The following is a 14,825-nucleotide window of genomic DNA, read 5'->3' on the forward strand; positions in this document are numbered from 1 at the left end:
ATGAGCGGAAAAAGCCCTTTTATTTCCGAGAAAATCAGTGAGCTGCGGCAGAAAATCGCCTGCCCCTGCACGGCGTTTGAAACAGGCGGTTTCCGACCGGCGGGAGATGAGCGAGAAAACTGGATAGGCCGTGTGTTTTTGTGCAAACCGGAAGAAGCGCGGCCGGTTGTTGATAGTGAGGGCAGGCCGCTTTATCCGCTGGCGCAGTTTTACCTGCCGGATTTGCCCTATGTGCCCGAACAACTGAGCCATATTACTTGGCTGACCGTGTTTGTCGGCGAAGAAATCCCCAAATTGGAAGAATTCGAATTAAAACGCGGGGACATGACGTTCTTAGAATATATCGGACGGCACGGCAAGGGCTGGCTGATTCGGGAATACACCGCCGATGACGAGCTCGTCCGTTATGAATATCCCGCCGATCCGAACGGTTCGCCAAAGCCCTTTCCGCTCAAACCTGTCTTCCTCGAACGGGATTTTCCCATCTGGGACGGCGGAGGCTTGGATGGACATTTGGAAGATGAAATCTGCTACTTTGAAGACGATGACGACGAAGCAAACTGCTTGAGCTATTACGACGACATCGGCACCGAACACGACTACCGCCATAAGTTCGGCGGTTATCCGTCTTTCTGCCAGTCGGGCATTTGCGAAAATGCCGACGGCCGCCTGCTGATGCATGATCATTTTGAATTTATGTTTCAGATTTCCAGCGACAGCAAGGCTTGTTTCAACGTTATCGACAACGGCAGCCTAATGTTTTCCCGCAATCCGGAAAACGGCGAATGGTCGCTGTATTACGATTTTTATTGAGGCCGTCTGAAAGACGCCAGACAAAGGAAACCCCATGAACCCGCTGATTACCGATTCCGCCTTATCCGACAGCCGCAAGCCGGTGATTGTCGCGCTGGATTTTGCCGATGAGGCATCGACCATTCAATTCGTCCGCCGCCTTGACCCCTCCCTGTGCCGTCTGAAAATCGGCAAAGAGCTGTTTACCGCCACAGGCCGCAGGCTGGCGGAAAATTTAATCCATCAGGGCTACCAACTCTTCCTCGACCTGAAATACCACGACATCCCCAATACTGTGGCCAAAGCCTGCAAAGCCGCTGCGGAAATGGGCGTTTGGATGGTGGATATGCATGCGTCGGGCGGCCGCCGCATGATGGAGGCTGCCGCGGAAGCGGTGGCAAACTGTCCGGACAAGCCGCTTTTAATCGGCGTCACCGTGCTGACCAGCATGGAACAGGCCGACTTGGCCGCAACGGGCGTGGATGTGCCGATTGAGGAACAGGTGTTGAGGTTGGCGCGGCTGGCGCAGGATTCGGGCTTGGACGGCGTGGTCTGCTCCGCGCACGAAGCCGCCCCCTTGCGCGGCGCGCTCGGCTCCGATTTTGTCTTGGTAACGCCCGGCATCCGCTTGGACACTGCAGGTAACAGCGACGACCAACGCCGCATCATGACGCCCGCCGAAGCCTTGGCGGCAGGTTCGACCTATCTGGTGATGGGCCGCCCTGTAACCCAAGCCGCCGATCCGCTAGCCGTATTGCGCGAAGTGAACCGAATTGCCGCACAGGCCGTCTGAATGGGCTGAAACGGCTTTTTCTGCCGCTTGTGCCGCCGGTTTGCCGCCTTGTGTCGGTTTATTGTTTATTTCACGGTATAGTTTTCACGAATCAGCTTTTCAGACGGCCTCTCCCGATTGTCAGGCCGTCTGAAAAAACAAGGAGGGCGCAATGACCTTTTACAGCGAAACCTTAAAACCCCGCCTGCAACAGGCGCGTGTATTGGTGGTGGGCGACGTGATGCTCGACCGCTATTGGTTCGGCGACGTGTCCCGTATTTCGCCCGAAGCCCCCGTCCCCGTGGCCAAAATCGAAAAAACCGAACACCGCGCGGGCGGGGCGGCCAATGTGGCGCGCAACGTGGCCGCACTGGGCGGGCAGGCCGTATTGCTGTCCGTCATCGGCGACGACGAAGCGGGCGACTGCCTGAATGCACTGATGGCGGAGCATGGGGTTGAAACAGTGTTGATACGCGACCAAAACATCGCTACCACCGTCAAACTGCGCGTCGTGGCGCGCAACCAGCAGCTGATCAGGCTGGATTTTGAAGACGCGCCGACACACGAAGTGTTGGACGGCGTAAAAAACCGCTTCCGCGAGCTGTTGGCCGAATGCGACGTCGTCATCCTGTCGGATTACGGCAAAGGCGGGCTGACCCATGTGGTTTCCTTTATCGAATGGGCGCGGCAGGCGGGAAAACCGGTCTTAATCGACCCGAAAGGGGACGACTACGCCAAATATACCGGCGCAACCCTGCTTACCCCCAACCGCGCCGAACTGCGCCAAGTTACCGGCAGCTGGAAAAACGAAGCCGATTTGCAGGAAAAAGCCCGCGCGTTGCGGCGCAATTTGGATTTGCAGGCACTGCTCCTGACGCGCAGCGAGGAAGGCATGACCCTGTTCCGCGACGGCGAACCGCACCACCAGCCGACACAGGCTCGGGAAGTGTTCGATGTTTCTGGCGCGGGCGATACCGTGATTGCCGGCATGGGGTTGGCAATGGCGGCAGGATTGGATTTTCTCGAAGCCATGCAGTTGGCAAACGCCGCCGCCGGCGTGGTGGTGGGCAAACTCGGTACGGCCGTGTGTTCGTTTGACGAATTGGCACAATCATTGTAAAGTAACGTAATAATCAAGTATTTTTTTGTTGCATCATTGCTGCTGCCTGGCCGAAGTATCGGCCGGCGGCAAAAAAAGATGCCGCAGTTGCGGACACATTAACAAATATTTTAAGGGAATACAGTCAAATGCCAGTAAGCATGACCCGCTTGGAATTCAATTGGGACGACAGTCAAAGCCGTAAAAAACTCGACATGACTGCCGTGCAGGCTGTGGCCGCCGTATGGTTGGCGGACAAAAATGCCAGCCGTCACGCCGTGATGGACCTCGAAACTGTAGTGGATGAGCCTTTCTCTTTCGCTTTCAACGGCTTGGATGCGGCAACGGTTATCGGGTTGTTTGACGAAATCGCGCGGCAATTTCCGTTTATACGCTTTTATGTGCGCGGCATCGGCGAAGATTTCAGCAATATGTGGCTGCGCGAATACTACAACGGCGTAACCGTGTTTGCCGCCGGGCCGTTCGAGCATAAAGTGTCGGAAAATATAAGCAATAAAGGCAAAAGCTGGTTTAGCCGATGGCTGGGGAAATAGTGCCTTACTAAGGCGCGTTTCGGAAATGTTTCAGACGGCCCGGGCATCGCTTTGCCGCCTGCTGTGTACAACACCCGCCTCCGATTGAGATTGCCGCCGTCAGGCGGTACAATCGGCGGCGTTTTATTTTTGTAAAGAAATATTATGAGTCTGATTGGTGAAATTTTACCGTCTTCACACATCCTGCTGGATTTGGAAGTCAGCAGTAAAAAACGCCTGTTCGAGCAAGCCGGACTGTTGTTGGAAAACGAAGCGGGTGTTGCCCGTTCCGAAGTCTTCGACTGCCTGTTTGCCCGCGAAAAACTCGGTTCCACCGGCTTGGGGCACGGCGTGGCCGTACCGCACGGCCGATTGGCTTCATTGAAAAAGGCGGTCGGTGTCTTTATCCGCAGCAAAGAGCCGATTCCTTTTGATGCGCCCGACGGCAAACCCGTTTCACTGGTTATGGTGTTACTGGTTCCCGAAAATGCCGCAGGCACGCATTTGGAAGTCTTATCCAAACTCGCAGGAAAATTTTCAGACAAAGGCATGCGCGAACAGCTGATGCAGGCTGCCGATGCCGCCGGAATCCTACGGATTCTGACGGAGGAATAATGCCGAGCATCTCCGTACGCAGCCTCTATCAGGACAATCAGCACAAACTCCAATTGGCTTGGGCGGCAGGTGCGGCGGGTGCCGACAACCGTATTGGAGTAGAGGCCGACAAGCCGGTTTTGGCTTTGGTCGGCCATTTGAATTTTATCCACCCCAATCAGGTTCAGGTTTTGGGTGTGGCCGAAGTCGATTATCTCAGCCGTATGGAAAGCGGCGATTTGGCCTACAGTTTCGACCAGCTTTTTGAGTTGCCGATGTCGCTGGCCATCGTGGCAAACGACTTGCCCGTGCCGAAGAGTTTGCGCGACTATTGCCATACCCACAGCGTCCCGCTGCTGACTTCCAAGCTGGAAAGCCCTTATTTGATGGATGTGCTGCGGATTTATCTGCAACGCACCTTGGCGGTTTCTACGGTTAAGCACGGTGTATTCCTCGATGTATTCGAAATCGGCGTCCTTTTGACCGGGCAGTCGGGCTTGGGTAAAAGCGAATTGGCTTTGGAGCTGATTTCGCGCGGGCACAGCCTGGTGGCCGATGATGCGGTGGAACTGCACCGCACCGCGCCGGAACTTTTGGAAGGCCGTTGTCCGCCGATGCTACGCGACTTTCTCGAAGTGCGCGGCTTGGGCATCCTCAATATCCGCCATATTTTCGGTGAAACATCTATCCGTCCAAAAAAGTCCCTCAACCTCATCATCAATCTGGTTGCGGCCGACGACGATTACATGAAACAAATCGACCGTTTGAGCATCCGCAGCGAAACCGAATCCATCCTAAACGTCAATGTCCGCTCCGTTACCCTCCCCGTGGCTGCAGGCCGCAACTTGGCGGTGCTGGTGGAAGTGGCGGTACGGAACTATATCCTCCAGCTGCGCGGAAAAGACAGCATGAAGGAATTTTTAGAACGGCATCAAAGTATTATGAAAGAGCAAGAGGTCGGGCATGAAAATCATCCTGATTAGCGGCCTGTCCGGTTCGGGCAAGTCGGTGGCACTGCGCCTGTTGGAAGATGTCGGCTACTACTGCATCGACAATATGCCTATGGAAATGATGCCCGATTTGGTGCGGCATCACATTTTGCGGGCAGACGTCGAGCACTTGGCCGTCAGCGTGGACATCCGTTCCCGCCCGAGCATCAGTGAAATCGACAAGCAGCTTGCTTATCTGCGCCGGCAGGGGCACAGTGTGGAATTGCTGTTTTTGGAGTCGGACGAAGCCGTATTGATGCGCCGGTTTTCCGAAACCCGCCGCAGCCATCCGCTGGCCGGACTGACGCAATCCTTGCAGGAGAGCCTGCGGCAGGAGCGGGAGATGTTGGCACCGCTGCGCGAAAAGGCATACTGCATCGACAGTTCGTCGATGAATTCCCAGCAGCTTCGTTATGCTGTGCAGCAATGGCTGAAGGTAGAGCGCGAAGGCCTGTTGCTGGTGTTTGAGTCTTTCGGCTTTAAATACGGCGTGCCGACCGACATCGATTTCCTGTTTGATATGCGCAGCCTGCCCAATCCTTATTACGACACCGCCCTGCGGCCGTTCAACGGTACGGAAGAGCCTATCCGGCAATATCTCGACAGTCAGCCTCTGGTGCAGGAAATGGTGGGCGACATCAAACGCTTTATCGGCCGCTGGCTGCCGCGGATGCAGGAAGAAAGCCGCAGCTACGTTACCGTCGGCATCGGCTGCACCGGCGGCCAGCACCGCTCCGTTTACGTTTGCGAACGGCTGGCGGAACATTTCAGGCCGGATTATCAGGTGCTGGTACGGCATCGCCAGCTCAACCTAGGCGCGTAACCGGCGCAATTGGATAATCAGACCGCAGAGGCCGTCTGAAACAGGCCGTCCGGCATTTTCAGACGGCCTTTCCCATATTCAGAACAGAGAACCGAAAAACATGGCAATCCAATGGTATCCCGGCCACATGCACAAGGCCAAAAAAGCGATTATTGAACGGCTTAAAAGCGTCGATATGGTGATAGAAGTGCTAGACGCGCGCATGCCCGCATCCAGCGAAAATCCCTTGCTAGGCAAACTCTCGTCGGACAAACCCAAACTGAAAATCCTCAACAAACAGGATTTGGCCGACCCCGAGCGCACCGCCCTGTGGCTGGCCGAATTCCAGTCCCGTCCGAACACCAACGCCATCGCGTTGGACGCTTCCGACCGGCAGGCGGCACAAAAGCTGATTGCCGCCTGCCGCGCCCTCGTGCCGAACCGCAAAGGCGTGGACAAACCCCTGCGCGTCATGATTTGCGGCATTCCCAACGTAGGAAAATCTACCCTGATTAACGGTATGCTGGGCAAAAAATCGGCCAAAACCGGCAACGAACCCGGTATTACCAAAGCCGAACAACGCCTGTTCCTTGCCGACGATTTCTGGCTCTACGACACCCCCGGCATGCTGTGGCCGAAAATCATCGTGGAAGAGGGCGGTTACAACCTGGCCGCCGGCGGCGCGGTCGGCCGCAACGCACTCGATGAAGAAACCGTCGCCCTCGAACTCATCGATTACCTGCGCCGCCACTACCTGCCGCAGTTGCAGGAACGCTATCAGGCCGACAAAAACGAAAGCAGCCATTGGCGTGACGAACAATGGTTGGAATGGATAGGGCGCAGGCGCGGCGCACTGCTGGGCGGCGGACGCATCAATTACCAAAAAGCGGCCGAAAACACCCTGACCGACTTCCGCGACGGCCACATCGGCCGCATCACCTTGGAAACCCCGAACCAATGGGAACAATGGCTCAAAGCCGCCCAACGGCGCGAAGCCGAACAAAAAGCCGAGCGCGAACGCCGCAAGGCCGAACGCAAAGGGAAGGCCGTCTGAAAGCAGGGGGAGGCCGATTTTCTTTAATCGCACCATATTTTTCAGACGGCCTCCAACTTAATCCGAAAACATACCGTTTGTTCTATCCGGAATAACCAGAAACAAAAGGAATCATATGCACGCCGAACTTCAATCTCCCGAATTGTGCCGCGTCCGCGCCATTACGGCCTTTACAGTATTGCCGGCTGATGCCGCAAGCTGGGAGAGCATCCTTTCCGAAGCCAAAAGCCAATGCGACCGTTTGGCCGCGTCATTGGCCCGAGGCGGCTATCAGGTGCAATCCATCCGCATAGTGTCCAATCCGTTCGGCGAATACCTCGACACATCGGACATAGCGGCCTCAAAAGCCGGTTTGGAACGGATTCGTAATATTCTGACGCACATCAATCAAAACAGCAGTTTGCGCATACGGTTTGCAATCGGCGAAGCATGCACGGCGGCCGAAATCGCCCTTTTGCCCGAACTGATTAAAGACTACGGCGACCTCTGCAACGCCTGTGTCAATGTTCATGCCGATGCAAACTGCCTGCCCGACAACGAAACCATCCTCCGCTGCGTGGAGGCCGTCGGAACAATAGGCCGCATTACACCGCGCGGCGAAGGCAATTTCAACTTTACCGTCAATTTCAACTGCTCCCCGCTGATACCTTATTTTCCCGCAGGCTATCATAGGGGGGAACAGGGAAACTGCCTGGTGGTCGGCTTGGAAACCCCCGACCTGCTGGCTGCCGCCTTGCGCCGCCTAAACAACCTTCCCGAAGAACACACCGCTTATTTTCAGACGGCCTTCAATGCCATGCGCGAAGCACTGCAACATCATGTCGATGCGGTGCAGCAATGCATTACCGAAACCCCGCTCTCGGCAGGCTGGCAATATGCAGGCATGGATACCTCCGCCGCCCCGTCGAAAAACTGTACTTCGATGGTCGAACTCTACCGCCTGTTGCGCGTGCCGCATTTCGGCGCTGCAGGTACGGTGGAAGCGTCGGCTTTGCTGACCCGAGTGTTCAAATCACTGCACAATGTCCGTGCAGTCGGTTTTTCAGGCCTCATGCTGGCAGTAACCGAAGACCAAGGTTTGGCCGAAGCAACCCATCATGCCCGCTTCGGATTACACGACTTGCTGACCTACAGCAGCGTATGCGGCATCGGCCTGGATACCGTCCCCATTCCCGGAGACACACCTGCAGCGAAAATCGCCGCCATCATGCGCGACACGGGTACAATGGCTTTTCGTTTGAACAAACCGCTTACCGTGCGCGTATTCCCCGTTCCGGGCTTGCAGGCCGGAGAGCGGACCACGTTCGAAAGTGCGGATTTGTGCAACTGCGCCGTCCTGCCCGTACGCTGAATCGTCCAACCTTTCAGACGGCCTTCAACTATTAAGAAGGCCGTCTGAAAACCGAGAAAGGAAACAACCATGCTCTTAGGAGTCAATATCGACCACGTCGCCACCCTGCGCAACGCGCGCGGCACAAGCTACCCGTCCCCGCTCGAAGCCGCCCTGCTGGCCGAAACCCACGGCGCGGACTACATCACCCTGCACCTGCGCGAAGACCGCCGCCACATCAAAGACGACGACGTCGCACAAATCGCCCGCGCCGTCTGCACCCACATCAACCTCGAAATGGCACTGACCGAAGAAATGCTCGAACACGCCCTGCGCGTGCGGCCGAAAGAAGTCTGCATCGTGCCCGAAAAACGGCAGGAAATCACCACCGAAGGCGGCTTGGACGTACTGGGGCAACAGCAAAAAACAGCCGATTTCACCCGTATCCTCAGCGAGGCCGGCATCCGCGTCTCCCTCTTCATCGACGCCGACGAAGCGCAAATCCAAGCCGCCGCAGACATCGGCGCACCCGCCATCGAACTGCATACCGGTGCCTATGCCGATGCCGCCGATGCCGCCGAACGCCGCCAACGCCTCGCACAAATCGAAGAAGGTGCGTATTTCGCCTCCGAACGCGGCCTCATCGTCAATGCTGGGCACGGCCTCAACATCCACAACGTCGCCCCGATAGCCAAAATCCTGCCGATAGCCGAACTCAATATCGGACACGCCCTCATCGCCCAGGCACTCTTCCTCGGCCTGCCCGCCGCCATCGTCCAAATGAAAGAAGCCATGTTCCGCGCCCGACTAAGCATCTGAACACCGAAACAGGCCGTCTGAAAACACCCTTGCCGACCACATCCTTTCAGACGGCCTCCACACCGCCGCACAAAACGCGATTCCCACTCAGCAGGCCATGCAAACCAACCTTGCCGACTCCATCCGCCACACGCCCGAAGGCCAAACGGCCGACGAAATCATCCGCCGCTGCGTCCACTGCGGCATCTGCAACGCCGTCTGCCCCACCTACCGCCTCAGCGGCAACGAAGCCGACGGCCCCCGCGGCCGCATCTACCAAATCAAACAACTCCTGGAAAACGAAGCACCCGCCGCCGGCAACCTGCACCGCTACCTCGACCACTGCCTCACCTGCCGCGCCTGCGAAAGCGTCTGCCCCGCCAAAGTCGAATACGGCAAACTGGCCGAAATCGGCCGCGACGAAGCCGAACGCCGCATCAAAAGGCCGCTGTGGCAGAAACTGCAACGCGGCATACTGCGGCAGCTGATTACCGCCCCGCAACTCTTTACTCCCCTTTACCGCATCGGACAATACAGCCGCCCCCTGCTGCCCGACGCACTCAAAAACAAAATCCTGCCCTTGCGGGAAGCAGGCTTCATGCCCGACAACGAACATCCGCGCCAAATCCTCATGCTCGAAGGCTGCGTCCAACCCGCCCTCTCGCCCAACATCAACCGCGCCGCCGCCCGCATATTGGACAGGCTCGGCATCCAAACCCACTATTCCCATTTTGCCGGCTGCTGCGGTGCCGTCAATCTGCACAACGGCGCAAAAGCAGACGGCCTGGACGACATGCGCCGCAACATCGAAGCCTGGATACCCTGGCTGCCCGACGGCATAGAAGCCGTCGTAACCACCGCCTCCGGCTGCGGCGTAACCGTCAAAGACTACGCCTACCACCTGCGAAACGACCCCGAATACGCCGAAAGGGCCGCCCGCATCAGCGCATTATCCAAAGACATCGTCGAAATCCTGAGCAACGAAAGCCACCGCCTGAATGCCATGATGCACAAACGGCCGTCTGAAAAAATCGCCTACCACCCGCCCTGCACCCAGCAATACGGCCAAAAACTGTCGGGCAGCGTGGAAAACCTGTTTGCCCAACTAGATATCCCGCTCTACCTGCCCGCAAATTCCGGCCAATGCTGCGGCGCGGCGGGCACTTATGCACTGCTCCAGCCTCAAACCGCAGGCCGTCTGAAAACCGAAAAACTTACCGCCCTAAACGAATTGCAACCCGACATCATCCTTTCGGCCAACATCGGCTGCATCGCCCACCTCGGCGGCGGCAAAATCCCCGTGCGGCACTGGATAGAATATCTGGACGAACTGCTGGCTTGATTAAACCGCGGGAATGAAAAGAAAGGCCGTCTGAAAGCCGTCGGGCGGTATTTGCTCGGCAAATGGAGTACAATCGCGGGCCGTCTGAATTTTCAGACGGCCTTTTTGTGAACGGACGATGAATCTATGGCGACAGAATCTTCTCGCTGGCTGAGTGTGTTCGCGCTTGCCTGCGCGGCCTTTATCTTCAATACCACCGAATTTATCCCGATTGCGCTGTTGAGCGATATCGGGCGCAGTTTCGGCATGCTGCCCGCCGAGGCCGGTGTGATGATTACGGTGTATGCGTGGGTGGTGGCCTTGATGTCGCTGCCGCTGATGCTGATGACGCGGGCGACGGAGCGCAAGGTGTTGCTGTTGGTTTTGCTGGCGGTGTTTGCAGCCGGCCATGCGTTGTCGTTTTTCGCCGGCAATTTCACTGTTTTGCTGGTCAGCCGTACTGTGGTCGCGCTGACGCACGCGCTGTTTTGGTCGATTACGGCGGCTTTGGCGGTGCGGATTGCGCCCAAGGGCAAGGGGAATCAGGCTTTGAGCCTGCTGAGTATGGGAACGGTGCTGGCAATGGTGTTGGGCATTCCGTTGGGGCGGATGGCGGGTCAGGCGTACGGCTGGCGGCTGAGTTTCCTGCTGATCGGGGTTGCGGCGGCTCTGACGGCGGCGGTGTTGGTTAAAACCCTGCCCAAGCTGCCGAGTATCAACAGCGGTTCGCTTGCCAGCCTGCCGCTTTTGTTGCGGCGCAAGAGTCTGCTTCAGTTGTTTGCCTTTACCGTGCTGATGATAACCGCCCATTTCACGGCTTACAGTTATATCGAGCCGTTCGCGCTTCAGACGGCTGCTTTTTCGCCGCAGCGGGCGACGATGCTGCTGCTGGTGTACGGCGCGTCCGGTTTTGCCGGGTCGTACTTGTTCGGACGTTGGTTTGCCCGCAAAAGCCGTTTGTCTTTTGCCGCTTATGCGCTGCTGATGACGGCAGTGATGGTTTTGCTGCTGCCGTCGGCCGCGTCCCCTTGGGTTTTGACGGTGTTGTGCTTCTTTTGGGGTGTGGGCATTACTGCGCTCAGTTTGGCGATGGTGTCGCGCGTGCTGCGGTTTGCCGACGATGCGACGGATGTGGCGACGTCGATTTATTCTTCGCTGTACAACGTGGGCATAGGCGGCGGCGCGTTGTTCGGACGCTATGCTGTGCAGCAGTTCGGTTTGGAACACGTCGGCTTTGCCGGCGCGGCTTTGGCGGCGGCCGCGCTGCCGTTGTGCTTTTTGCTCGTCCGCCGGGCGGATTTTGCCGATACTTGACGTGCCGATGTTTGAGGCCGTCTGAAACTTTGTTTTAGCTCCGCAGAAACTCGGCTTCCTTCGAAAACTTCGTTTTCAGACGGCCTTTTTTGCGTTTTGAGGTTTTGCGGCTTTCAGACGGCCTTTATTTCGGCCTGCGGTATACGTCGTGGCAGGATTTGCAGCTTGCGCTGACGTTGTTGTAGGCGGCGGTGATGCCTTCGAGCCGGCCGTTTTGCGATTGGGTGTTCAGCTCGTCCACCGCCGCGAAAAATTCGCTTTCCCTGCGTTTGAAATCATCCGGTTGTGCCCATACGGCGGGCAGCGCGTCGCCGTTGCCCTGCGGGTCGTTTTGGAAGTGGTCGAACGGTTTTTTCGTATTTTGGGTGAAAACGGCCGTCAGTTCTTTGAATTTGCCTTGGCTGAATGCTTCGTCGCCTTTGACCATTTTCCCCATAACGGCGAATTCGGGCATCATACGCTTGAAGGCGGCGGTGCGTTCGGCGGAAATCGGGCCTTTGTCTGCGGCAGGGCCGCCTTGTCCGCCGCAGGCCGCCAGTGTTACAGTGGCGGCCGCTGCGGCAAAAACGGTACGGAGATTCATGTGTTCCTCTTTCGGTATGGTTTTTGAAGCGCGCATCATACCTGAAAACAGGGCGGCAAAAGGTTTGCCGTCCATTGCTAAGGAGAAAAAAATGACGGTTTTGATTACCGGCGCATCGGCGGGCTTCGGCGAAGCGATGTGCAGGACTTTTGTACGGGCCGGCTTCCGCGTGGTCGGCGCGGCACGGCGTATGGATAAATTGCAGGGCCTGCGCGACGAACTGGGCGGGTCGTTTTATCCGCTCGAATTGGATTTGACCGACAGGCCGTCGGTTGCGGCGGCGTTGGCAAGTCTGACGCCTCCGTTTGGCGAAATCGACTGCCTGATTAACAACGGCGGCCTGGCTTTGGGGCTGGATGCGGCCGACCGCGCCGATTTTGCCGATTGGGAAACGATGATTGAAACCAATGTGCTCGGATTGGCGTACCTGACCCGTCTGGTGCTGCCGCAGATGACGGCGCGGCGCGACGGCTACATCATCAATATCGGTTCGATCGCGGGCACTTATCCTTATCCGGGCGGCAATGTTTACGGCGCGACCAAGGCGTTCGTCCGCCAGTTTTCGCTCAATCTGCGGGCGGATTTGCAGGGCACGGGGGTACGGGTGAGCAATGTGGAGCCGGGCTTGTGCGGCGGAACTGAGTTTTCCAACGTGCGCTTCAAGGGCGACGACGGCAGGGCGGCGAAGGTGTATGAAAATGTGCAGCCGGTTACGCCGCAGGATATTGCGGATACGGTGCTGTGGCTGTATCAGAGGCCGAAGCATGTCAATGTGAACGCGATTGAAATCATGCCGACGGCGCAGGCTTTCGGCGCGCTGCCGGTGTGGCGGGAAGCGGAATAGCCCGCAGCGGTTTCGTTATCGTGCGGGCCGTCTGAAAGCAGGTGTTTTCAGACGGCCTGACGGCGGACGGCTTGCCCGAACCGCCTTTTTGTCTGCACGGCACGGGCGGAACCGGGCGGCTTGTACGAAACGTTGAATCTGCCAAACCGTTTGCGAATGGATGATGAAGGCCGTCTGAAAGTTTGTTTTTCAGACGGCCTGTTTGTTTTTCCGAATGGACGGCGGGCAAAGCTGTTCCGCATCCGCAAAGGAATGGATAGGCTGGTTTTGTCCGCCGCGCAGGCTTTGTTCAGACTTGCTCCGGCTGAAAAACATCAGCCTTTGGCAGCCAATATCCGACCGACGGTCTCGACGACGGCCTGCGTTTGCGGGTCGATTTCCAGATTGACCGTGTCGCCCGCCTGCCGTGTGCCGAACAGGGTGCGGCGCAGGGTTTCGGGAATCAGGTGGACGCAGAACGAGTCTTCGCCGACGCTGCCGATAGTCAGGCTGCATCCGTCGAGGCCGACGAAGCCTTTGGGCAGGATGTAGGGTTTGAGTGCGGCGGGCAGGGCGAAGTGCATCGTGGTGTTGTGTTCGGTGCGTTCGATGCGGAGGATTTCGGTGGTGGCGGTGATGTGGCCGCTCATCAGGTGGCCGCCGATTTCGTCGCCGAAGCGGGCGGCGCGTTCGAGATTGACCAAGTCGCCCGCTTTCAGACGGCCTAAGTTGGTCTTGTCCAGCGTTTCGGCCATCAGGTCGAAACGGGCGGTGCGGCCGTTTGCTTCCGTTACGGTGAGGCAGCAGCCGTTGTGGGCGACGGACGCGCCGGTTTGCAGGCCGCCGGCCATGTCCTCGGGCAGTTCGACCGTGTGGGTGCGGAAATCGGCGGCGGGCTGTTCGACGGAAACGACGCGCCCCATGCCTTGTACTATGCCTGTAAACATAAGGTGTTTTCTTTTCTCGGTGGGTTGTATGGTGGATTAAATTTAAACCGGTACGGCGTTGCCTTGCCGTACTGTCTGCGGCTTCGTCGCCTTGTCCCGATTTTTGTTAATCCACTACACTATATAAATCGGCGGCCGTCTGAAAAAGCGGTGCGGTATTTTCAGACGGCCTCATCTGCGGCGGCGTGCCTTATTCCGCTTCCGCCGTATCGAAGAAGAGTTGCTGTTGTCGCAGCGGGTTGCCGTCGGCATCGGTAAGCGGGGCGGCGGCCGCGCTGTGTTTGATGACGGCCAGGCTCAGGCTGCCTTCGGCGGTGCAGGCGGTGTTGATGATGATGCCCGCTTCCGCGCCGTTTTGCAGGACGGCGATGCCTGCGGCTTCCAGGCTGCTGCCCGACAATACGGCCAAGCCGCGTTTGACTTGTCCGCGATACTGGGCGCGGGCGATGATTTCCTGGCCGGGGTAGCAGCCTTTTTTGAAGTGCACGCCGCCTATGGTGTGCTGGTTGAGCATTTGGGCGACGCAGCTTTCTTTGGTCGCCTCTGAAATCCACGGGTAGCCGCTGCGGATTTCGTGCAGCTGCCAGGCGTTTTCCGCTTCGGCATCGTAGGAGGGCAGTTTGTCTTTTTCGCCGGCCAGCAGGATGCCGCCGTGGGGCAGGGTGCATTCGATGAGGCCGTCTGAAACGGCAAACGGGAAGGAAAGGTGCGGTTCGGTGGCGGGCAGGGCGGTTGCGCCTTCGTTCAGACGGCCTGCCGCGCCGTAGCCGGGCAGGGGTTCGAAGACGGCTTTGGCGCGCAGGACGAACATTCGCAGGCGTTTGCACAGGGCTTCGACGAGGTCTGCCGCCGTCAGCAGCAGCAGGTCTTCGCCGCGGTTGAACACCAGCATGTTGGCGATGACGCGGCCTTTGGGCGTGTTGTAGGTGGCATAGCAGGCTTCTCCTTTGGCCAGTCCTTCGATGTGGTTGGACAGTTGGCCGTGCAGGAAGGAGGCGCGGTCTTCGCCGCTGATGCGGATCAGGCCGAAAAAGGGTAGGGCGGAAGTGTGCATGGGAATCCTCGGCTGTTTTG

The 14,825-nt window shown here is 57.8% G+C and carries 16 protein-coding genes; 13 read left to right on the forward strand and 3 right to left on the reverse strand.

Translation table 11 applies throughout. The features are described from left to right. From HMPREF3107_RS06485 to HMPREF3107_RS06540, 12 genes are all read left to right on the forward strand, one after another. Entirely contained in the window at positions 1-813 is an 813-nt protein-coding gene (locus HMPREF3107_RS06485) for a DUF1963 domain-containing protein (protein ID WP_070454381.1), read from the forward strand. A 34-nt stretch (positions 814-847) separates the two neighbouring features. Beyond that, entirely contained in the window at positions 848-1,585 is a 738-nt protein-coding gene (pyrF, locus tag HMPREF3107_RS06490) for an orotidine-5'-phosphate decarboxylase (RefSeq protein ID WP_070454383.1), read from the forward strand. A gap of 151 nt (positions 1,586-1,736) precedes the next feature. Continuing rightward, the gene (gene rfaE1, locus HMPREF3107_RS06495) at positions 1,737-2,684 is read left to right on the forward strand and encodes a D-glycero-beta-D-manno-heptose-7-phosphate kinase (protein ID WP_070454385.1); all 948 of its coding nucleotides are present in this window, start codon (positions 1,737-1,739) and stop codon (positions 2,682-2,684) included. Between the two features lie 128 nt (positions 2,685-2,812). Then, the gene (locus tag HMPREF3107_RS06500; protein ID WP_049254222.1) at positions 2,813-3,217 is read left to right on the forward strand and encodes a hypothetical protein; all 405 of its coding nucleotides are present in this window, start codon (positions 2,813-2,815) and stop codon (positions 3,215-3,217) included. Positions 3,218-3,361: 144 nt separating this feature from the next. Next, the gene (gene ptsN, locus HMPREF3107_RS06505) at positions 3,362-3,811 is read left to right on the forward strand and encodes a PTS IIA-like nitrogen regulatory protein PtsN (RefSeq protein WP_070454387.1); all 450 of its coding nucleotides are present in this window, start codon (positions 3,362-3,364) and stop codon (positions 3,809-3,811) included. Beyond that, positions 3,811-4,773, forward strand: coding sequence for an HPr(Ser) kinase/phosphatase (gene hprK / locus HMPREF3107_RS06510; protein WP_003771398.1), 963 nt, complete (start codon positions 3,811-3,813; stop codon positions 4,771-4,773). Before ptsN ends, hprK begins: the two co-directional genes overlap by 1 nt. Further along, a complete protein-coding gene (gene rapZ, locus HMPREF3107_RS06515) occupies positions 4,754-5,602 on the forward strand; it encodes an RNase adapter RapZ (RefSeq protein ID WP_070454389.1) in 849 nt (282 codons plus the stop codon). The genes hprK and rapZ overlap by 20 nt, the downstream gene beginning before the upstream one ends. Before the next feature lie 100 nt (positions 5,603-5,702). Beyond that, positions 5,703-6,635, forward strand: coding sequence for a ribosome biogenesis GTPase YlqF (gene ylqF, locus HMPREF3107_RS06520; RefSeq protein WP_070454391.1), 933 nt, complete (start codon positions 5,703-5,705; stop codon positions 6,633-6,635). Positions 6,636-6,750: 115 nt separating this feature from the next. Further along, complete coding sequence (locus HMPREF3107_RS06525) at positions 6,751-7,986, forward strand: DUF711 family protein (RefSeq protein ID WP_070454393.1); 1,236 nt, start codon at positions 6,751-6,753, stop codon at positions 7,984-7,986. A 69-nt stretch (positions 7,987-8,055) separates the two neighbouring features. Further along, the gene (gene pdxJ, locus HMPREF3107_RS06530; RefSeq protein WP_070454395.1) at positions 8,056-8,784 is read left to right on the forward strand and encodes a pyridoxine 5'-phosphate synthase; all 729 of its coding nucleotides are present in this window, start codon (positions 8,056-8,058) and stop codon (positions 8,782-8,784) included. A gap of 97 nt (positions 8,785-8,881) precedes the next feature. Next, positions 8,882-10,105, forward strand: coding sequence for a glycolate oxidase subunit GlcF (gene glcF / locus HMPREF3107_RS06535; RefSeq protein WP_070454396.1), 1,224 nt, complete (start codon positions 8,882-8,884; stop codon positions 10,103-10,105). Positions 10,106-10,231: 126 nt separating this feature from the next. Beyond that, on the forward strand, positions 10,232-11,398 hold the full coding sequence (locus HMPREF3107_RS06540; RefSeq protein ID WP_070454398.1) for a sugar transporter: 1,167 nt from the start codon (positions 10,232-10,234) through the stop codon (positions 11,396-11,398). Between the two features lie 124 nt (positions 11,399-11,522). Here HMPREF3107_RS06540 and HMPREF3107_RS06545 read toward each other — a convergent pair whose 3' ends face one another. After that, positions 11,523-11,981 carry a c-type cytochrome gene (locus tag HMPREF3107_RS06545; protein WP_070454510.1) on the reverse strand — a complete coding sequence of 153 codons (459 nt, stop codon included), beginning with the start codon at positions 11,979-11,981 and terminating at the stop codon, positions 11,523-11,525. Positions 11,982-12,072: 91 nt separating this feature from the next. Between HMPREF3107_RS06545 and HMPREF3107_RS06550 the strand changes: the two genes are divergently transcribed. Continuing rightward, positions 12,073-12,825, forward strand: a complete 753-nt coding sequence (locus HMPREF3107_RS06550) for an SDR family oxidoreductase (protein ID WP_070454400.1) — start codon at positions 12,073-12,075, stop codon at positions 12,823-12,825. Between the two features lie 314 nt (positions 12,826-13,139). On the opposite strand, the gene HMPREF3107_RS06555 is transcribed toward HMPREF3107_RS06550, so the two are convergent. Together HMPREF3107_RS06555 and HMPREF3107_RS06560 are read right to left on the reverse strand one after the other, a co-directional pair. Further along, positions 13,140-13,751 (reverse strand): riboflavin synthase, encoded by a 612-nt coding sequence (locus HMPREF3107_RS06555; protein WP_070454403.1) that lies wholly within the window; start codon positions 13,749-13,751, stop codon positions 13,140-13,142. A 190-nt stretch (positions 13,752-13,941) separates the two neighbouring features. Then, positions 13,942-14,805 carry a CAF17-like 4Fe-4S cluster assembly/insertion protein YgfZ gene (locus HMPREF3107_RS06560; RefSeq protein ID WP_070454405.1) on the reverse strand — a complete coding sequence of 288 codons (864 nt, stop codon included), beginning with the start codon at positions 14,803-14,805 and terminating at the stop codon, positions 13,942-13,944. Positions 14,806-14,825: the final 20 nt, after the last annotated feature.

The sequence above is a fragment of the Neisseria sp. HMSC31F04 genome (assembly GCF_001807735.1).
Lineage (GTDB): Bacteria > Pseudomonadota > Gammaproteobacteria > Burkholderiales > Neisseriaceae > Neisseria > Neisseria elongata.